The organism is Streptomyces sp. NPDC096311, from assembly GCF_044763085.1.
Classification (GTDB): Bacteria; Actinomycetota; Actinomycetes; order Streptomycetales; family Streptomycetaceae; genus Streptomyces.
This window is the reverse complement of sequence record NZ_JBIWFN010000011.1, coordinates 334,589-353,687: the sequence shown is the minus strand read 5'-3', so window position 1 is coordinate 353,687 and position 19,099 is coordinate 334,589. Positions and strand designations below refer to the sequence as shown.

Here is a 19,099-nt window from a genome sequence, read left to right as displayed (position 1 = left end):
CCGCACCTCATGACCCCGATCGACCTCAACGCCGACCTCGGCGAGGGCTTCGGCCGCTGGCGGCTGACCGATGACGAACAACTGCTGTCCGTCGTGACCAGCGCCAACGTGGCCTGCGGTTTCCACGCCGGGGACGCGGCCACCATGCGGCGGGTGTGCGAGCTGGCGGCCGAGCGGGGTGTACGGATCGGCGCCCAGGTCTCCTACCGCGACCTGGCGGGCTTCGGGCGGCGCGCGATGGACGTGCCGCCCGACGAGCTGGCGGCCGAAGTGGCCTACCAGATCGGCGCCTTGGAGGTCTTCGCACGCGCGGCCGGGGCGCGCGTGTCGTACGTGAAACCGCACGGCGCGCTCTACAACCGCGTCGTGCACGACGAGGAGCAGGCGGCGGCGGTCGTCGAGGGCGTGCTGCTCGCGGACGCCGCGCTGCCCGTACTCGGGCTCCCGTCCTCCCGGTTCCTGAAGCTGGCCGAGCAGGCCGGACTGCCCACCGCCACGGAGGCGTTCGCGGACCGCGCCTACACCGAGCAGGGCACCCTGGTGCCCCGCACCCAGGCCGACGCGGTGATCACGGACGCCGAGGCGGTCGTCGAGCGCTCGCTGGGCCTGGCCCGCTTCGGCATGGTCACGTCGCACTCCGGTGCGCGCATCCCGGTCCGCGCCCGCTCGTTGTGCCTGCACGGCGACACCCCGGGCGCGGTGGACCTGGCACGTCGGGTCCGCGCGCGTCTGGAGTCCTCGGGCGTGCACGTGAAGGCCTTCGCATGAAGGCTGTTCCCGCCGTCGGCGGCACGAGGGCGCTGCCGGTCGGTGACCACGCTCTGCTCGTCGAGGTCTCCTCGGTCGCGGCGGCCCAGGCCCTGCACGCCGAACTGCTGCGCCGCCGCGCCGAGGGCTCGCTCTCGGCCGCGGAGATCGTCCCCGCGGCGCGCACGGTCCTCCTGGACGGTCTGGAGGACCCCCGGCGGCTGGCGGAGCAGCTCCCCGGGTGGGAGATCCCACCGCACGCCGCGCGCGCGGAGGAGGCGATCGAGATCCCCGTACGGTACGACGGTCCCGACCTGGCGGATGTCGCGGCTCTGTGGGGGGTGCCCGAACACGACGTGCCCGCGATCCACGCGGCGGCCGAGTTCCGTGTCGCATTCTGCGGGTTCGCGCCCGGCTTCGGCTATCTCACGGGGCTGCCGGCCCGGTACGACGTGCCGCGCCGGGCGACTCCGCGGACGGCGGTTCCTGCGGGTTCCGTGGCGCTCGCGGGCCCGTACACGGGCGTCTACCCACGCTCCTCGCCGGGCGGCTGGCAGCTGATCGGCACGACGGACGCGGTGCTGTGGGACCACGCGCGCGTGCCGGCCGCGCTGCTCGCCCCTGGGACGCCCGTCCGGTTCGTACCGGCGGGGTGCTCATGACCGACCGGGCCCTCGCCGTCGTACGCGCCGGGGCCCTGACCACCGTCCAGGACCGGGGCCGCCCCGGCCACGCCCACCTCGGCGTACCCCGCTCCGGCGCGCTGGACGCGCCCGCCGCGGCGCTGGCCAACCGGCTCGTCGGCAACCCCGTCGAGGCGGCCGTACTGGAGACGACGCTCAACGGATGTGCCCTGCGCCCGCGTTCGGTGGTCACCGTTGCCGTGACGGGCGCGCCCTGCCCGGTCACGGTGGGCGGCCGTCCGGCGCCCTGGGGAGCGCCCGTGCGCGTCCCCGCCGGAGCCCTGCTGGACATCGGCCCGGCCCGCGCGGGGGTACGCAGTTATGTGGCCGTCGCGGGCGGAGTGGCCGTGGATCCGGTCCTCGGCAGCCGCTCCACGGACCTCCTCTCGGGGCTCGGTCCGCCGCCGCTCACGGACGGCACGGTGCTGCCTCTGGGGCGCCCCGACGGGATGCACACGCGTGTGGACGTGGTTCCGCATCCGGGGCCGCCCTCGGAGCTGGTCCTGCGGGTGACACCGGGCCCGCGCGACGACTGGTTCACGGCCTCGGCCCTGCGGACCCTGGTGACGGGCACCTACCGGGTGTCCTCCGCGAGCAACCGCATAGGGCTGCGTACGGAAGGGCCCTCACTGGAGAGGGCCGTTTCCGGCGAACTCCCCAGTGAGGGCATGGTGCTGGGCGCCGTGCAGGTGCCGCCCGACGGCAGACCGGTCGTCTTCCTCGCCGACCATCCGACCACCGGGGGGTACCCGGTGATCGCGGTGGTCCGTGGCGCCGACCTCCCCGCGGCCGCTCAGGCGGTCCCGGGCACGCCGGTGCACTTCATGGCCGTACGACGCCGCTGCCGCTGACGGGCGTCGGCCCACCGCCTCGAACCGTCATGCCGCGTCCGGCTGTTCCGCCACCGACAGGGCGGCCAGCGCGGACGCCACGGCGTGCGAGGCGCTGAGGTCGAGCCGGGCGCTGGTGCCGCGCGCCCGGTGTCGCACCTCGGCGGCGGCCAGGGTGAGCAGTTGCGGCAGCAGGTCGGTGCACCGCCGGGCCACCCACCCCGTCCCCGCGGTGGCCAGCCACCACAGACTGGCCGACCGTGTGGGCGCGGGGAACTCCGGCTCGGCCGAGGGGGTGTCCCCGGTGGCGATGCCCTCCTGTTCGAGCAGCGCGTGGAAACGCAGGGCGAGTTGCCGGTGCCCCCGCTCCCCCGGGTGCAGCCGGTCCGCGCTCCACATCGCACGGTCCATGAGCCAGGCGCCCTCCGCCGCGTGCAGATGCACGGCTCCATGGCGCTCGGACAGGGCGTGCACAACCGTGTTGACGGCCCGCTGCCGCCGGGCCAGGGGCCTGGCCAGCACCCCCGGCAGCCCGAGCATCGCGCCGGGATCCGGCAGGCAGGCGGTCAGCAGGACGGCGCCCTGGGCCCGGAACGCCGCGTACACCTGGTCGAGCCGCGCGGCCACGGCGTGGATGTCGAAGGTGCAGCGAAGGGTGTCGTTCACACCGATCACGACGGACACCACGTCCGGCCCCAGGGCCAGCGCGGCCGGAGTCTGCCGTTCCAGGACGTCGCGCGTCTGGGCCCCGCTCACCGCGAGGTTGGTGAACTCCACGGACGTGTCCGGACCGTCGGACAGCCCGTCGACGAGCAGCGCGGCCCAGCCCCGCCAGGCCTCGCCGACGGGGTCGCCCACGCCCTCGGTCAACGAGTCACCGAGGGCGACGAACCGAAGGGGTCTCATCCGACGCCCTCCTGGAGGCGGGGCCGGGACTCGACCACCGCGTCGTGCGCGGCGAGGAACGCCTCCACGGCGGTGCCCCAGCCGAAACACTCCGCACGCGCGCGTGCGGCTTCCCTGCGCGCGGCCTCGGGGCGCCCCAGCAGCAGGCGTACCGCGTCCGCGAAGGAGTCCCCGCTGTCCGCGGCGGTGGCTCCGGCGGAGCCGACCACCTCCGGCAGCGCCGACACCGCGCTGGCCACCACGGGCGTCCCGCAGGCCATGGCCTCCAGGGCGGCCAGCCCGAACGTCTCGGCGGGCCCCGGCGCCATGCACACGTCGGCGGAGGCCTGCAACGCGCCGAGCAGTGCGCGGTCGGCGACATGCCCGAGGAAGGTGACGGGCAGCCGCCGCTCCCGGGCCCGCTGTTCGAGCCGGGCCCGCAGCGGCCCGTCCCCTGCGACGACGAGCACGGCACGCTCGCCGCGCCGCAGCAGCGCCTCCAGCGCGTCGAGCGCCGTACCGGGCCGCTTCTCGACGGACAGCCGGGAGCACATCACGAGCAGCACCTGGTCCGCGCGCGCGTACCGCTCGCGCACCTCGCGATCGCGCAGCCCGGGGTGGCGGCCGGCCAGGTCGACGCCCAGCGGGGCCCGTACGACGTTGCGGGCCCCGATGCGGACGAACTCGCGCTCCGCGAACTCCGTGGTGCACACGACCCGCGCGTAGGTGTGCGCCGTACGGATGTTGAGGGCGTCGGCCGCCTTGCGGGCCATTCCCTCGGAGAGCCCCCAGGTCCGCAGCACGCCGTCGGCGGTCTCGTGGGAGACCATGACCGCGGGCACCCGGGCGCGCCGCGCCCAGACCCCGGTCCAGCGCAGGGTGGTCCGGTCGGAGACTTCGAGGCGGTCGGGCGCGAGCGACTCCAGGAGCCGGGCGACCCGCCGCTTGTCCGTGAGGACGCGATAGCCGCCGGTTCCGGGCAGCAGCGGACCGGGCAGCGTGATGACCCGCCCCTGCTCGGTCTCACGGTCGGTGGCGCGCTCGCCGGGGACGATGAGCACGGGCTCGTGTCCTGCGGCCAGGTAGCCGCTGCCGAGCTCCCGCAGGGCGGTACGCAGACCGCCCGACGCGGGGGCGACGAAGTTGGCCAGCCGTACGATGCGCAGGCTCATGCCGCCACCACCGTCCGTGCGGTGAGCACGTCGGCGTAGTGGTCGATGAGCTGGTCGCCGACGGCCGCCCAGGTGCGGCCCTCGACGGTGGCCCGCCCGGCGGCACCGTAGGCCGCTCGCAGCGCCGGATCGGCGGCGAGCGCCCCCACCGCGTCGCGCACGGCGGCCTCGTCGCGGGGCGGCACCAGCAGCCCCGTACGGCCGTGTGCGACCAGGTCCAGCGGTCCGCCCGCGGCGGGTGCGACGACCGGTACGCCGCTGGCCATGGCCTCCTGGACGGTCTGACAGAAGGTCTCAAAGGGGCCGGTGTGCGCGAAGACGTCCAGGGAGGCGAAGATCCGGGCGAGTTCGTCGCCGGTGCGACGCCCGAGGAAGACAGCGCCGGGAAGCGCCTCGCGCAGGCTCGTCTCGCTGGGCCCGTCGCCCACGATCACGACACGTACGCCTTCCAGGCCGCAGGCTCCGGCGAGCAGTTCGACCTGCTTCTCGGGGGCGAGCCGGCCGACGTAGCCGACGATCAGCTCGCCGTTCGGCGCCAGTTCGCGCCTGAGGGTCTCGTCCCGGTGCTCGGGGCGGAAGCGGGTGGTGTCCACACCGCGCGGCCACAGCCGCACCCGGGGCACACCGTGTGCCTCCAGGTCGTGCAGGGCCGCGCTGGACGGGGCGAGCGTCCGGTCGGCGGCGGCGTGGACGGAGCGGATACGCCGCCAGGCGGTGGCCTCGCCCGCGCCCACGTACGTACGGGCGTAACCGGCGAGGTCGGTCTGGTAGACGGCGACGGCGGGGACGCCGAGCCGGGCGGCGGCCGCCATGCCGCGGACGCCGAGGATGAAGGGACTGGCCAGGTGGACGATGTCGGCGCGGTGCTCGGTGATCGCGGCGGCGACGCGTCGGCTGGGGAGAGCGACGCGGACCTGGGGGTAGCCGGGGAGCGGTAGGGAGGGGACACGGACGACGGGGCACGGCGCGAGGGCGTCGGGCCCGTGCCCGGCCGCAGTGGCCGGGGCGACGACGAGGGGAGCGTGACCGCGATCGACGAGGTGCCGGGCGGTCTGGAGCGCGCAGTGGGCCACGCCGTTCACATCGGGGGGAAAGGATTCGGTCACGATGACGACACGCATACCCGTGTTGTCGCCGTGCTGGACGTGGCCGCGTCAACGTCGATCTTTCCTACCGGGGAACGCCCCGTGAGCGTTGTACTGCACGCTTTTCCAGGTCAGCCCGCGGCCACGCCCTCCTGACCCGCGAGTCACTTCCCGTTCACACGGCGGGTGCGTCCGGCCCGATCCGGCTGCGTACGGCCGTCTGTACTTCCGCTTCCTCGGCCGGATCCGACGCCAGCCGCCGCAACTGATCGACGACGCGCGCGTCACCGGTTTCGGCGTGTCGAGCGGCCACCTCGCGGGTCGACTCCTCGCAGTCCCACAGGCACTCGACGGCGAAGCCGGCAGGGAAGGAGGGGTCGGTGGCGGCGAGAGCGCGGGCGGCTCGCCCGCGCAGATGGGACGACGCCGTCTCCCGGTAGACATGGCGCAGCACGGGTGCGGCGCAGACGATGCCGAGGCGCCCGGCTCCGTCGACGAGGGTCCAGAGTGTGGGTGCGTCGGGGCCTTCGCCGCGTACGGCCTCACGCAGGGCGCCCAGCACCAGTTCGCTGTCCTTGGTGCCGCCCCGGCAAGCGAGCATCCGTCCCGCGGCGGCGCCGAGGGCGTCGGGCCGCCCGGCCCACCGTCGGGCCCGCTCGACGGCGGCGACACTGCGCATACGTTCGAACGCGTCGACGGCGGCCTGCCCGACGGTCGCCGTGCCGCCGGTCGCGGCGGCCTCGATCAGATCGAGAGCGTCCGGATCGTTGCTGTCGGCGAGGTAGCGCAAAGCGGTACAGCGGGCTCCGTCGCCGCCGTCCCGGGCGGCCTGGAGAATCTCGGGCCGGTCCTCGGGACCCGCGACGGCCGTGAGGCAGCGCGCGGCCGGCACATGGAGTGCGGCTCCGCGGTCGAGGCCCTGCTGGGCCCACTCGAACACGGCCCGCACGCTCCACCCCGGACGTGGTCCGGTGGGGCGCAGTTGCCGTTGCCAACGGTCGAAGGAGCCCTGTTCCTGGGCTGCCCGCACACGCGTGGCGATGGGTTCGCGGGAGTCGTCCGCCCACAGCCGCCAGGGCCGGGGCTCGAAGGCGTCGCGCACCTGGGCGACGAGCGCGGCCTCGCCCTCCGGATCGGCCGGGAAGCGGGCGAGGACGGGCACGGCGAGGGCGCGCAGTCCCGCGTCGTCGTCGCGCAGGGCCAGCTCGTCCAGGGCCCAGGCCCAGTTGGTGCCGGAGGCGGCGTAACGGCGCAGCAGTTCCAGGGCGTCCCGCCTGCCGTACGAGGCGAGGTGGCCGAGGACCGCGAGGGCGAGCCCCGTGCGTGACTCGCAGTCGTCGAGGACGTCCTCGGCGTCGAAGAGGTGCCGCTCGATCTCGTCGAGCTCACCGCTCAGGTCGAGGTAGAGACGGGCGTAGTACAGGGAGCGGTTCTCCACCTGCCAGTCGTGGCGGGGATCGCGCAGCACACAGTGGTTCAGTGCCGCGAGCGCTTCGGCTCGCGGTGCGGTGAGCGCGTGCAGCGTACCGTCGCCGCGGCCCCTCTGAAGCAGGCCGAGCAGCGTACCGCTGGGCGCTATGACCGGATCGAACATGGGAAACAGCCTCACATCAAGCGTCGACGCAACCGGGATCCTGCATTACCTGGCCGCGTGACAACACGTCGGAGCGCCCGCCGTTTCTTGCTTGCTGTAGACCATCTTCCTCTGCCTCTCGTCGGTGGCCCATACGGGCCGCGTCACGGCCCGCGCGGTGCGGCAACACCTGCCCAGCCATCGCGTCCGTGAATCACGACGTCATGATGACTCGGCAGTTCTTCTTGCCGCGACCGTATTTCCGGCGGCCCCGTACCGCCTCCCCCGTTTTCGGTGTTGTACCTGGTCAGCGCGGCCGGATCAGCGCGCCCCGAACCATTCGAGCAGTTCCGTCTTGCCGAACATCCTGGCGGTGTCGACGGCCGAGGGGGTGCCTGCGGCCGGGTCGGCGCCGCCGTCCAGAAGCGCGCGGATGACCGCCGCCTCGCCCTTGAAGACGGCCCCCGCGAGGGGGGTCTGGCCGCGGTCGTTGATGCGGTCGGCCTCGGCGCCGCGCTCCAGCAGGGCGCGCACCGCCTCGGCGTGGCCGTGGTAGGCGGCGAGCATCACCAGCGAGTCACCGCGGTCGTTGGTGAGGTTGGCCGGCACACCCGCGTCGACATACGCCACGAGCGCCTCGGTCTCCCCTCGGCGCGCCAGATCGAAGATCTTGGTCGCCAGCTCCACGACTTCGGGGTCGGGGGCTTCACTCATCGGCCGGACCACCTCTCACAAGGACAACGACAGCTACGTCATGGGGGACTGCGGGAGCGTACGACAGCGGGTGGGCTGTCATGCGCAGGTCCGTACGACAGCGAAGTGTGCGGCCGTACGGGTGATTCGCCAGCGTACTGGCTCCGGCGGCACATGACCGGCGCCGACCGAGGCAAAGATCACCACAAGCCGCCCAAGAGCCGACAGGGGGCAACAGACCTGCCCAGGGGGCCCGGAACGGCTCCGCCGACTGGATGAAATCAGCCGAATTTCACTCAGTTGCACCTTTTATCGTATGGATACATCCTGTGATCCTGGAAGTACTCATGGTGACTGTCCCCGCGAACCAGGAGAGCACAAATGATTCTGTCCATGTCAGGCGTCGTCCTGCTCGGCATCATCGTCTTCCTTTTCTTCCGCAAGGACGGACTCAAGGCGTCGCACGCCTGTGTGTCCTCGCTCTTCGGCTTCTACCTCGCCAGCACGGCCATCGCGCCGAGCATCAAGGCCGGCGGGGAGAGCCTGGCGAGCCTCCTCGGCGGGATCAAGTTCTGACGTCCCTGCCCCTCGCACGCACCTTCAGGAGACAGCAGTGGCCCGGCGCCCTCTCCCTCGCATCCTCAGCAACGGCAGCGCACAGATCGCCCGAAGCCGGGAGCTGGCCCGAACGGCAGCCGACAGCGCCACCGACGTCCTCCACCCACTGATCACGGTCACCCGTGGACTGCGCCGGCTGGCAGCCGCCGGCGGGCGCAAGTGGGCCGCCACCCCCAAGGACCGGCGCGGGCCGCTGCTGTTCCTGGTGGCCTCGGTGATCCTGGTCGTGGCGCTGGCGCCGTACGGACCGCTGCTCGCCGCCATCACCCTGATGGCGGCGGCAGCGTGGACGGGCCGTCAGCCGGCCTCGTCGGAGCCCGCGGGCCCCGACGAGGCGCAGATCCAACGACTCCAGTCGTTGTACGACGCCCTCGTCCCGTACTTCTCCGTGGCCGAGGACCCGGCCCCTCTGTACGCCCATGGCGGCGACTGGGAGAAGGCCTTCCCCACGCACGACTTCGACGACGACGGGCGTGTGTCCCGGCTGCTCATCCGCTACCCGGCGTACTTCACGGACGGCGAGGCGGAGTCCCGGGCCCGGATCGAGCAGCTTCTGCACGCCAAGTCGGGCCGTGGTCGCGAGTACCACTTCGACTGGGACCAGGAGGGCAACGAGCTCACCGTCACCGTCCTCCCGCCGCTTCCCACCGACATCGCCGCCCAGCGCTTCGTCTCCTCACCCGGCGAGACCGTCCTCGGGTTCACCGACCCGGCCGACGTCCAGCGCACCCTCCCCCTCACCTACGGGGAGGAACAGCGAGACGTCCCCCCGGTCGTCTGGCGCACCGGCATCCGCTCCACCGAGCCGCACCTGCTGATCGCCGGCAACCCCGGCAGCGGCACGACCACACTCGTGCGCTCCATCGCACTCCAGGCCCTTCAGTACGGCGATGTCGTCATCGTCGAGGGCGGCGGCACCGGCGAGTACGCGTGCCTGACCGGCCGGGCCGGCGTCCTCGCCGTCGAGTCCGGCCTCGCCGGGGCGCTCGCGAGTCTGGAGTGGGCCGCGAACGAGACGGAGCGGCGGCTGATCTCCGCCAACCGCGCACGGCAGGCGGGGCATCCGGCCCCCGACGACACCAAGAACCCCCTGTGGATCCTGCTCGACCGGCCGAGCGCGCTCGGCCACTTCGCCGCCGACGACGGCCACAACGATCCCCAGGTACTCCTTCAGCTCCCGCTCCGGCACGGGCGCGCGGCGGGCGTCACGGTCGTCATCGCCGAGCAGTTCGAGGATCTCGAGGCGCTCAGCGAGGCCGTGCAGCAGCACACCCGCGCGCGCGTGGTCCTCGGTCCGGCTTCTCCGGTCCAGCTGGAAGCCGTCCTCGGCGCGCCGCCGCACACCACTCCTACGCGGGAGGTGCCGCCCGGCCGCGGGTACGCCCGGCTGGGCGCGGGTCCCGTCCTGCGCCTCCAGGTTCCGGCTACGCCGGACCCCTACGACGACGCGACCAGCGAGACCCATCGACGCGCCGTCCTCGACCTGCTGCCGGAACGCACGACGCCGGCAGAGGCGGCCCCCATCCCCGCGGAGGCCGCGGTAGCGGAGACCTGAGCCCGGGAGAGTTCTTCGACTGCAGGTGAGTGGGGGCTGGTAGCGCGGTTCCCCGCGCCCATGGGACGGGGCTGCGCCCCGGCCCCCCATCGGCCTGAACGGCCTCGTCTTCAAACCCCGGACGGGCCGGGAGTCTTGAGGAGCGCGGGGAACTGCGCGACCGGCCCCCACCGGCCCGCAGCCGACGAACCCACCGGGGTTCCGGTCAGCCGCTAGGCCACAAACGTGCGAGGCGCTTCGTTGCCCCCGGTCGCGCCCGTTCTCACCAGGTGCGCCGCCGCGGCCAACCGGACCGCCGCCTCCTCGGCCACCGCACCCCCCACGGTGAACGGCAGCCGCACATAGCCTTCGAAGGCGCCGTCGACCCCGAACCGCGGCCCAGAGGGCACCCGTACCCCCACCCGCTCGCCCGCCTCGGCGATCCGCGAGCCGGACAGCCCGCCGGTGCGCACCCACAGCGTCAGCCCGCCCCGCGGCACGGTGAACTCCCAATCGGGCAGCGCACGGCGCACGGCGAGGACGAGCGCGTCCCGGTTCTCGCGGGCCTGCGCACGCCGGATCTCCACGGCCCGCTCCCATCCCCCGGTGCTGAAAAGCCAGTTCACGGCCAGCTGCTCCAGCACGGGCGTTCCGAGGTCGGCGTACGCACGCGCGGAGACGAGACTGCGGATGACATCGGGGGCCGCACGGACCCACCCGATCCGCATCCCCGCCCAGAACGCCTTGCTGGCCGACCCCACGGTGATGACCGTGGACCCGGAGGGGTCGAAGCCGCACACGGGGCGGGGCATCGACAGCCCCTCCTCCACATACAGCTCGCTCATCGTTTCGTCGACCACCAGTACGGTCCCCGCCGACCGTGCCGCGTCCACCAGGCGGCGGCGCTGGTCCTCGTCCGCGAGGGCTCCCGTCGGGTTGTGGAAGTCGGCGACGACGTACGCGAGCCGGGGCGCGGCGTCGCGCAGGACCTGGCGCCAACGCTCCACGTCCCAGCCGGCGAGCCCCTCGGCCATGGCGACGGGGACGAGCCGGGCGCCCGCCTCCCGCATCAGCTGGAGGATGTTGGCGTAGGAGGGTGACTCGACGGCGATGCGTTCGCCGCGCCCGGCGAAGAGATGACAGATGGCGTCGATCGCGCCCATCGCGCCGGTCGTCACCATGATCTGCTCGGGCATGGTCGGAATGCCGCGCGCGGTGTACCCCTCGGCGATCATCGCGCGCAGCGCGGGCAGCCCCGCCGGATAGTCGCCGTGCGTGTGCGCGTACGGTGGCAGCTCCTCCAGGGCGCCCTGCACGGCACGGGTGAGCCAGGGCTCCGGCGCGGGGAGTGACGCGCAGCCGAGGTCGATCATGGAGCCGAGGGCCTCGGGCGGCAGCGGTTCCAGGCCGCGCGCGGGCAGCGGGTTCCCGGCGGGGACGGCGGTCCAACTGCCCGCTCCCCTGCGGGACTCCAGGAACCCTTCGCCGCGCAGCGCCTCGTAGGCCGCGGCGACCGTCGTACGGCTGACGGAGAGGGACAGCGCGAGCTCCCGCTCGGCGGGCAGCCGCGCGGCGACCGGAACCCGGCCTTCGAGGACGAGCAGCCGGATGCCGTCGGCGAGCGCGCGATAGGCGGGCGGGCGGCGGGTGCCGGGCCCCGCGGGGCGCTCCTGCTGGGAGTTAAGAAGCCGGGCGAGCTGCGCGGCACCCATCGCCGAAGTCCACTGCGTCATGATTCCCAGTCCACCTTCCTCGGATTGGCCTTGGATCGCACCATCCTTCAGGCCACAGAATGTCACGCGCCAGGCCACTATCACCACCGCGGGTCATCACGCACCAGCACGGGTCATCACCACAGGGGGCACCTCTTGTCCACACACGCCGACTCCCCACACCGGGAACGCGGGGGATCCGGGCGACGACTTCCTCGTCGCCTCGTCCAGCTGTACGTGGGCCTCGCGCTGTACGGCGCGAGTTCGGCCCTGCTGGTGGAGTCGGGCCTCGGTCTGGAGCCCTGGAACGTGCTGCACGAGGGGCTCGCCGAACTGACCGGTCTGACGATCGGCGTGGTGTCGATCGTCGTGGGCGCGGCGGTACTGCTCCTGTGGATCCCGCTGCGCCAGCGCCCGGGCCTCGGCACGGTCTCCAATGTGTTCGTGGTCGGCATCGCCCTGGACGGCACCCTCGCCCTGGTGCCGGACGCCCACTCCTTGGCCGTACGGATTCCGCTGCTCGTGGCGGGCATCGTGCTGAACGGTGTGGCGACGGGCCTCTACATCTCGGCCAGCTTCGGTCCGGGTCCCCGTGACGGTCTGATGACGGGCCTGCACCGGCGTACGGGGCGCTCGGTCCGGCTGGTGCGCACGGTCCTGGAGGTGGCGGTCGTCGCGACCGGATTCGCGCTCGGTGGCACGGTCGGCATCGGCACGGTGCTGTACGCCGTCGCGATCGGGCCGCTCGCCCAGCTCTTCCTGCGCGTGTTCGCCGTCCGCCCGGCACCGGGCGGCAGCACCGTCGTTGCCGCCGGTCAACCGGAGCGAGCGATACTTCCAGGGTGAGCCCGCGCATACGCCACCCGTACCTCGACCACCCCGGCCCGATCGCCTTCGCCCACCGGGGCGGCGCGGCGGACGGCCTGGAGAACACCGTCGCCCAGTTCCGCCGCGCGGTGGAAGCGGGCTACCGCTACATCGAGACGGATGTGCACGCGACGTCGGACGGCAAGCTCGTGGCCTTCCACGACGTGACCCTGGACCGGGTGACGGACGGCGCGGGCCGGATCGCGGACCTGCCCTGGGAGGACGTGCGCCACGCGCGCGTGGCGGGCAAGGAACCGGTCCCCCTCTTCGAGGAACTCCTCGAAACCTTCCCCGACGTCCGCTGGAACGTCGACGTCAAGGCCGAACCCGCCCTCCACCCCCTGCTGAACCTCATCGGCCGTCTCGACGCCTGGGACCGCGTCTGCGTCGGCTCGTTCTCCGAGGCGCGGGTCTTCCGCGCCCAGCGTCTGGCCGGACCTCGTCTGGCGACGTCGTACGGCACCAAGGGTGTCGTGGGGCTGCGGCTGCGCTCGTACGGCATCCCGGCCGCGCTGCGCGACTCGGCGATCGCCGCCCAGGTGCCCGAGTCCCAGTCGGGCGTGCCGGTGGTCGACCGGCGCTTCGTACGCGCCGCCCACGCGCGCGGCCTGCAGGTCCACGTGTGGACGGTCAACGAACCCGATCGGATGCACCGGCTCCTGGACCTGGGCGTCGATGGCATCATGACCGATCACATCGACACGCTGCGCAGGGTCCTGGAGGACCGGGGCACCTGGGTCTGAGCCCTCTCGCGCGGTCCGTTCAGCGGGAAGCGAGGGGGCACGGGTGAGCACCGAAACCGTGCGGGCACAGGCGACCGAAGAGGTCACCGAACGACGGCGCGAGCAGCACGGCTGGTACTTCTACGACTGGGCGTGCTCCGTCTACTCGACGAGCGTACTCACCGTGTTCCTGGGCCCCTACCTCACATCCGTCGCCAAGCACGCGGCGGACGCGGGCGGCTTCGTCCATCCGCTGGGCATCCCGGTCCGCGCGGGCTCATTCTTCGCCTACGCGGTCTCGGCGTCCGTCATTGTGTCGATCTTCGTGATGCCGATGGCGGGCGCGGCCGCCGACCGTACCGGCCGCAAGAAGCCCCTGCTCGCGCTCTGCGCCTATCTCGGCGCCACGGCCACCACGGGCATGTTCTTCCTGGACGGCGACCGTTATCTGCTCGGTGGTCTGCTGCTGATCGTCGCCAATGCCTCGGTGGCCGTGTCGATGGTGCTGTACAACTCCTACCTGCCGCAGATCGCCCCGCCGGAGGAGCGTGACGCGGTCTCGTCCCGCGGCTGGGCCTTCGGCTACGCGGCGGGCTCGCTGATGCTGGTCGTGAACCTGGTCCTGTACTCGGCCCACGACTCCTTCGGTGTCTCCGAGTCGACGGCCGTCCGCATCTGTCTGGCCTCGGCGGGCGTCTGGTGGGGCGCCTTCACCCTCGTGCCGCTGAAGCGGCTGCGGGACCGGCCCACGGCGTCCGCGGGGCAGGCGCCGGGGCACGGATGGCGGCAGCTGGCGGCCACCGTGCGCGACATGCGGGGCAAACCGCTCACCCTCGCCTTCCTGTTCGCCTACCTCGTCTACAACGACGGAATCCAGACGGTCATCTCGCAGGCGTCGGTGTACGGATCGGAGGAGCTGGGGCTGAGCCAGTCGACCCTGATCGTCGCCGTGCTGCTGGTGCAGGTGCTCGCGGTCGGGGGCGCCCTGGGGATGGGACGGCTCGCACGGACGTACGGTGCGAAGCGCACGATCCTCGGCTCGCTCGTCGCCTGGACCGTGACGCTCGGCGCCGGGTACTTCCTGCCGGCGGGCGCGCCCGTCTGGTTCTTCGTCCTGGCCGCCGGGATCGGCCTGGTCCTGGGCGGCAGCCAGGCGCTCTCGCGCTCGCTGTTCTCCCATCTGGTGCCGAGCGGGAAGGAGGCCGAGTACTTCTCCGCGTACGAGATGAGCGACCGGGGGATGAGCTGGCTCGGCCCGCTTCTGTTCGGTTTGACCTACCAGCTGACGGGAAGTTATCGGGACGCGATCATCTCGCTCGTGGCCTTCTTCGTCATCGGATTCGTGCTGCTCGCGAGGGTTCCGGTGCGGCAGGCCGTGCACGACGCGGGTAATCCCGTACCGGACAGGATTTAGCACCTGAGGCCAAAGGCCGGTAGTGTACGCGTTTGGCCTGCCAGGCGTACCGTTACTGCGCGTCAAAGATAGTGAAGCGTTGGGTGACATCTGCTGCCAGATGTGACAAACCGGGCGCCGGTGGGTACAACAAGGGGCGGCTACGACGGCGACGCATGACCCGGAACGGGAATCTTTACCGCCGACCGGACGTTGACCGGATGACGACGACAGCGACACCTGTCCTGTGGGCGACAAGCCCGGGAGGCACGATTCATGAGTGAGCGAGCTCTTCGCGGCACGCGCCTCGTGGTGACCAGCTACGAGACGGACCGCGGCATCGACCTGGCCCCGCGCCAGGCCGTGGAGTACGCATGCGAGAAGGGGCACCGGTTTGAGATGCCCTTCTCGGTCGAGGCGGAGATTCCGCCCGAGTGGGAGTGCAAGGTCTGCGGGGCCCAGGCACTCCTGGTGGACGGCGACGGCCCTGAGGAAAAGAAGGCCAAGCCCGCGCGTACGCATTGGGACATGCTGATGGAGCGGCGCACCCGAGAGGAGCTCGAAGAGGTCCTCGAGGAGCGCCTGGCCGTTCTGCGCTCCGGCGCGATGAACATCGCGGTGCATCCGCGGGACAGCCGCAAGTCCGCGTAACCCCTCCGGGGGTTGGGCGGCATACCACGCACGCAGCCGCGAGCGCCGTACGCAAGTCGTACGGGGCCCGCGGCTCTGTGCGTTGTGCGCGTGGCGGTGCGGTGCGGTATATGGACCGGCGCCGGCCATTGCGCCCCCTCAGGAGCGCGGAGAACGGCCCCTCAGGAGCGCGGGGGAACTGCGCGACCAGCCCCCCCACCGGCCCGCGGGTGAAAACCCACGGGCCCGCGAGGCGGGAGCCTGGGTCAGCGGTTCAGTGGCGGACGCGGGCCCGGGTCCGTCGTCGGGTTCTCTTCCCTGATGACCTCGCCCTGGACGACCTTGCCGTCGGGGCGATGGATACGGGCCTGCTGGAAGGCGTCACCGACGCTGCCCGGAGCGGCCTCGCGGATCCTGCGGTCGATGGCGCGCTCGGCGTAACGGCTCAGGGCCTTCTGGACGGGCGGGATCAGCAGGAGCAGGCCCAGCGCGTCGGAGATGACCCCGGGGATCATCAGGAGCAGACCGCCGAGCATCATCAGCCCGTTGCCTTCGCCGCCCCCGCTCGTGGGAGCCACCCCGCTCTGCTGCTGTTGCAGCGTCTCGGTGAGATTGCGGAAGGCACGGCGGCCGGCCCGCTTGATGACCACGGAACCGAGGATGAAACCGGCGACCAGCAGCAGGAAGACCGCGAAACCGCTCGCCGCGCCCGCGACCACGGTCAGGAGCCAGATCTCCAGCACCAGCCAGACGGCGATGCCGAGCGGCAGGTAGGTGCGCAGCGGGGATCGCCGCGGCCGCGCGGGGTGTGTAGGGGTCGGTGCGCCAGTCGTCATGCACCCAGTGTGCCTGGGCACAGCTCAGTACGGGATAAGCGGATGATCAGCTGTAGCTGTGGAGTGAAGTGAGGGCGAAGTGGGAGTGGGGGCGCGGCCCCACCCGGGCCCGCCCCCGCTTCACAAGCGCTCCTACGACGTGTGCTTGCGGCCGGTGATCCGGCCGACCCGCTCCCCCACGCCCCACGTGGTGACCCGCCACAGCGCCTCCACGAGGATGTCGCGGCTCATCTTGGAGTCGCCGAGCTCGCGCTCGACGAAGGTGATGGGCACCTCGACGACGTGGAACCCGGACTTGACCGCACGCCGGGCCAGGTCCACCTGAAAGCAGTACCCCTGGGACGCGACTTCAGAGAGTCCGAGGCCTTCGAGGGTCTCGCGGCGGAAGGCACGGAAGCCTCCGGTGACGTCCCGGATCGGCACGTCGAGCATGAGGCGGGAGTACATGCTGCCGCCGCGCGAGATGAACTCGCGGGACTTGGGCCAGTTCACGACCCGCCCACCGGGCACCCAGCGCGACCCCAGCACGAGGTCGGCTCCCTTGAGCGCGGTCAGCAGCCGGGGCAGTTCCTCGGGCTGGTGCGAGCCGTCCGCGTCCATCTCCACGAGGACGCCGTAGCCGCGCTCCAGGCCCCAGGCGAAGCCCGCGAGATACGCGGCGCCCAGCCCTTCCTTGCCCTTGCGGTGCAGCACCTGGACATGGTCGTCCTCGGCGGCCAGCTCGTCGGCGAGCTTGCCCGTGCCGTCCGGGCTGTTGTCGTCCGCCACGAGAACGTGAGCATCGGGCACCGAGGCTCGCACCCGGCCGACGATCTTCTTGATGTTCTCCGCCTCGTTGTAGGTCGGGATGATCACCAAGGCCGTGCCGAGCGGGCCGAACTGCCTCCCCTTGGCTCCTGCCGCGAGGGTCCCGTCGCCGTCGTTCACTACTGCCCCTTCATGTCCGTACGCAGGGGTCCACCATAGTGGCCGCAGCCTGCACTGAAGCGTCGGCGCGTTAGTACGGGGGTGTCGATTCGGCAAGAGCCGGGTAAGAGAGCCCGCCGCGCCGGAGCACCGTACTGCGGATCGGGGCCCGGCGCCCTTCGGGCCGACCTGGGACCCGCTGGCTGCGGGTCGACCGAAAGCCGTTGTCTACTGGACGTCCGGGCCCCACCCGGGTCACACCCTTCCGACAGGCATGAACGTTCCCTCGCCGTCGCACTGGCGCTGAGCCTGGCTCCCAGTGGTGGTGCGCCGGTGCGGCACACCACCCCTGACCCAGCGGCGCTCCGGCGACTGCGTGGAAGTTCTCCGGTCGGACGTCCGGTGGTGGACCCGGCCGAACCTACCGGCCCCCCGAGGCCAGCTGTCAACACTCGTCTGACCTGCTGGTTTTCCCTCAATTGCCTGGTCAGCGCGGAGGATGCGCAGGTCGAGCGACAGGGCGGCGGCGGATGATCACCGCGGCGCCACCCCCGGAGATCACTCGCCCGGCCGTACGAAGACCGTCCGCCCGCCGACGACCGTGCGCAGGCACACCGGCAGGTCGCCGCCGGGGCTCAGATCGGGCAGTCCAGGAGTACCCGAACGAGGGTCGGTCGACCAGCGTGCGACCCGGTCGTCGGGGGCCTGCACGACCAGTTCCTCGGTGCGCCACACGGCGTAGTCGGCGGGCGCGCCCGGCACCAGGACTCCCGCGTCGTCCCGTCCGATCGCCCGCCACCCGCCGCGCGTATGCGCCGCGAACGCGGCGCGCACGGAGACCCGGTGCTCCGGCGTGCGGTGGAACGCGGCGGCGCGCACGGTGCCCCACGGGTCGAGGGGGGTGACGGGGCTGTCGGAACCGAAGGCCAGCGGCACGCCGGTGCGCAGCAGGGCCGCGAACGGGTTGAGGGCGCGGGCCCGCTCGGCGCCCAGGCGCTGGGCGTACATGCCGTTCTCGCCGCCCCACAGCGCGTCGAAGGCGGGCTGCACGGAGGCGGTGAGGCCGAGCTCGGCGAAGCCGGCGATGGTCTCCGGGGTGAGCATCTCGGCGTGCTCGACGCGGTGCCGGGCGGCGCGCACACGGGCCAGGCCGACCTTCTCGGCGGCTGCGCGGACTCCCTCGACCACGGCGGCCACGGCGGCGTCCCCGATGGCGTGGAAGCCCGCCTGGAGGCCCGCCTCGGTGCAGGCGACCACGTGCGCGCCGACGGCGGCGGCGTCCAGGTAGGCGGTGCCGGTGTGGTCGGCGTCGGCGTAGGGCTGGTGCAGGCAGGCGGTGTACGAACCCAGGGACCCGTCGACGAAGAGGTCGCCCGCGGCGCCGAGCGCGCCCAGCGCCCGGACCTTTTCGACATCCTGTTCGGCCCAGTAGCCGACGACCCGGGGGCCGGCTTCCTCGGCGGCGAGCCGCAGCAGTCCGGTGAAGTCGTCCTCGGAGGAGATCTCCGGGCCCGCGCACTCGTGCACGGATCCGATGCCGAGCGAGGCGGCGTGGGCGAGCGCGGCGCGCTGGGCCTCGGTGCGCTGGGCCGGGGTGACGGCGCCGAGCGCGGCGGCGCGCACGGCGTGGTGGGCGTCCCGGGTCAGGGGGCCGTCGGCGGCGTACCCCGCTCGTGCGGTGACCCCCGGGACCAGGTCCAGGAGCGCGGTGGTGACCACGGCGGAGTGCACGTCGATGCGGGAGAGGTAGAGCGGGCGTCCGCCGGCCGCCTCGTCGAGTTCGGCGCGCGTCGGGGGGCGGCCACCGGGCCAGCGGGCCGCGTCCCAGCCGTGGCCGAGCAGCACCCGGTCGGCGGGGCGGCCGGCGGCGAACTCGCGTACGAGGGCGAGGGCGGCGTCCAGCGAGGGCGCGTCGGACAGGTCGAGGCCGGTGAGCGCGAGCCCGGTGGAGGTGGTGTGGACGTGGGCGTCGGTGAACGCCGGGGTGACCAGTGCGCCGTCCAGGTCCACGACCTCGGCGACCCCGTCGGCGAAGGCGTCGGCCGCGCCCTCCGAGCCGACCCAGGCGATCTGTCCGCGTTCGACGACCATCGCGGTGGCGAAGGGATCGGCGGGACTGTGGACTTCTCCACCGCGCAACAGCACGGTGTCCGACGTGGCGGTGCTCTCACTCATGGGGAACAGTCTCGCGCCTGCCGGTGTCCGGTCGGTCC

Annotated in this window: 18 protein-coding genes; 9 read left to right on the top strand and 9 right to left on the bottom strand. The window is 72.7% G+C overall.

The window, feature by feature from the left end:
• The first annotated feature begins 9 nt into the window (after positions 1-9).
• Genes ACIRA5_RS28490 through ACIRA5_RS28480 form a run of 3 tightly spaced genes read left to right on the top strand, consistent with a single transcriptional unit; the run spans position 10 to position 2,281 of the window.
• On the top strand, positions 10-768 hold the full coding sequence (locus ACIRA5_RS28490) for a LamB/YcsF family protein (RefSeq protein ID WP_403695077.1): 759 nt from the start codon (positions 10-12) through the stop codon (positions 766-768).
• A complete protein-coding gene (locus tag ACIRA5_RS28485; protein WP_403695075.1) occupies positions 765-1,409 on the top strand; it encodes an allophanate hydrolase subunit 1 in 645 nt (214 codons plus the stop codon). Before ACIRA5_RS28490 ends, ACIRA5_RS28485 begins: the two co-directional genes overlap by 4 nt.
• A complete protein-coding gene (locus tag ACIRA5_RS28480; RefSeq protein WP_403695073.1) occupies positions 1,406-2,281 on the top strand; it encodes a biotin-dependent carboxyltransferase family protein in 876 nt (291 codons plus the stop codon). The genes ACIRA5_RS28485 and ACIRA5_RS28480 overlap by 4 nt, the downstream gene beginning before the upstream one ends.
• 27 nt (positions 2,282-2,308) lie before the next feature.
• On the opposite strand, the gene ACIRA5_RS28475 is transcribed toward ACIRA5_RS28480, so the two are convergent.
• From ACIRA5_RS28475 to ACIRA5_RS28455, 5 genes are all read right to left on the bottom strand, one after another.
• Positions 2,309-3,166 carry an SGNH/GDSL hydrolase family protein gene (locus ACIRA5_RS28475; RefSeq protein WP_403695070.1) on the bottom strand — a complete coding sequence of 286 codons (858 nt, stop codon included), beginning with the start codon at positions 3,164-3,166 and terminating at the stop codon, positions 2,309-2,311.
• Positions 3,163-4,317, bottom strand: a complete 1,155-nt coding sequence (locus ACIRA5_RS28470) for a glycosyltransferase (protein WP_403695067.1) — start codon at positions 4,315-4,317, stop codon at positions 3,163-3,165. Before ACIRA5_RS28470 ends, ACIRA5_RS28475 begins: the two co-directional genes overlap by 4 nt.
• Positions 4,314-5,438 (bottom strand): glycosyltransferase family 4 protein, encoded by a 1,125-nt coding sequence (locus ACIRA5_RS28465; RefSeq protein ID WP_403695064.1) that lies wholly within the window; start codon positions 5,436-5,438, stop codon positions 4,314-4,316. The genes ACIRA5_RS28470 and ACIRA5_RS28465 overlap by 4 nt, the downstream gene beginning before the upstream one ends.
• 139 nt (positions 5,439-5,577) lie before the next feature.
• Positions 5,578-6,996 (bottom strand): HEAT repeat domain-containing protein, encoded by a 1,419-nt coding sequence (locus ACIRA5_RS28460; protein ID WP_403695062.1) that lies wholly within the window; start codon positions 6,994-6,996, stop codon positions 5,578-5,580.
• Between the two features lie 300 nt (positions 6,997-7,296).
• Complete coding sequence (locus ACIRA5_RS28455; protein WP_403695060.1) at positions 7,297-7,689, bottom strand: ankyrin repeat domain-containing protein; 393 nt, start codon at positions 7,687-7,689, stop codon at positions 7,297-7,299.
• A gap of 360 nt (positions 7,690-8,049) precedes the next feature.
• Here ACIRA5_RS28455 and ACIRA5_RS28450 point away from each other — a divergent pair, with 360 nt between their 5' ends.
• Together ACIRA5_RS28450 and ACIRA5_RS28445 are read left to right on the top strand one after the other, a co-directional pair.
• Positions 8,050-8,244 carry a hypothetical protein gene (locus ACIRA5_RS28450; protein ID WP_235455802.1) on the top strand — a complete coding sequence of 65 codons (195 nt, stop codon included), beginning with the start codon at positions 8,050-8,052 and terminating at the stop codon, positions 8,242-8,244.
• A 37-nt stretch (positions 8,245-8,281) separates the two neighbouring features.
• Positions 8,282-9,841: a hypothetical protein gene (locus ACIRA5_RS28445; RefSeq protein ID WP_403695057.1), complete on the top strand. Its 1,560-nt coding sequence runs from the start codon at positions 8,282-8,284 to the stop codon at positions 9,839-9,841.
• A gap of 212 nt (positions 9,842-10,053) precedes the next feature.
• Here ACIRA5_RS28445 and ACIRA5_RS28440 read toward each other — a convergent pair whose 3' ends face one another.
• Entirely contained in the window at positions 10,054-11,553 is a 1,500-nt protein-coding gene (locus tag ACIRA5_RS28440; RefSeq protein WP_403695054.1) for a PLP-dependent aminotransferase family protein, read from the bottom strand.
• A 135-nt stretch (positions 11,554-11,688) separates the two neighbouring features.
• On the opposite strand from ACIRA5_RS28440, the gene ACIRA5_RS28435 reads away from it, so the two are divergent.
• From ACIRA5_RS28435 to ACIRA5_RS28420, 4 genes are all read left to right on the top strand, one after another.
• Positions 11,689-12,378, top strand: a complete 690-nt coding sequence (locus ACIRA5_RS28435; protein WP_403695052.1) for a YitT family protein — start codon at positions 11,689-11,691, stop codon at positions 12,376-12,378.
• On the top strand, positions 12,375-13,142 hold the full coding sequence (locus ACIRA5_RS28430) for a glycerophosphodiester phosphodiesterase (RefSeq protein WP_403695050.1): 768 nt from the start codon (positions 12,375-12,377) through the stop codon (positions 13,140-13,142). Before ACIRA5_RS28435 ends, ACIRA5_RS28430 begins: the two co-directional genes overlap by 4 nt.
• A 43-nt stretch (positions 13,143-13,185) precedes the next feature.
• Positions 13,186-14,535, top strand: a complete 1,350-nt coding sequence (locus ACIRA5_RS28425) for an MFS transporter (protein WP_403695047.1) — start codon at positions 13,186-13,188, stop codon at positions 14,533-14,535.
• Between the two features lie 255 nt (positions 14,536-14,790).
• A complete protein-coding gene (locus ACIRA5_RS28420) occupies positions 14,791-15,165 on the top strand; it encodes an RNA polymerase-binding protein RbpA (protein WP_003977404.1) in 375 nt (124 codons plus the stop codon).
• A 245-nt stretch (positions 15,166-15,410) separates the two neighbouring features.
• Here ACIRA5_RS28420 and fxsA read toward each other — a convergent pair whose 3' ends face one another.
• The 3 genes from fxsA to ACIRA5_RS28405 form a co-directional block, all read right to left on the bottom strand.
• A complete protein-coding gene (gene fxsA / locus ACIRA5_RS28415) occupies positions 15,411-15,980 on the bottom strand; it encodes an FxsA family membrane protein (protein WP_403695044.1) in 570 nt (189 codons plus the stop codon).
• 132 nt (positions 15,981-16,112) lie between these two features.
• Positions 16,113-16,907, bottom strand: coding sequence for a polyprenol monophosphomannose synthase (locus tag ACIRA5_RS28410; protein WP_403695042.1), 795 nt, complete (start codon positions 16,905-16,907; stop codon positions 16,113-16,115).
• 537 nt (positions 16,908-17,444) lie between these two features.
• Entirely contained in the window at positions 17,445-19,061 is a 1,617-nt protein-coding gene (locus ACIRA5_RS28405) for an amidohydrolase (RefSeq protein ID WP_403695039.1), read from the bottom strand.
• Between the last annotated feature and the right edge of the window lie 38 nt (positions 19,062-19,099).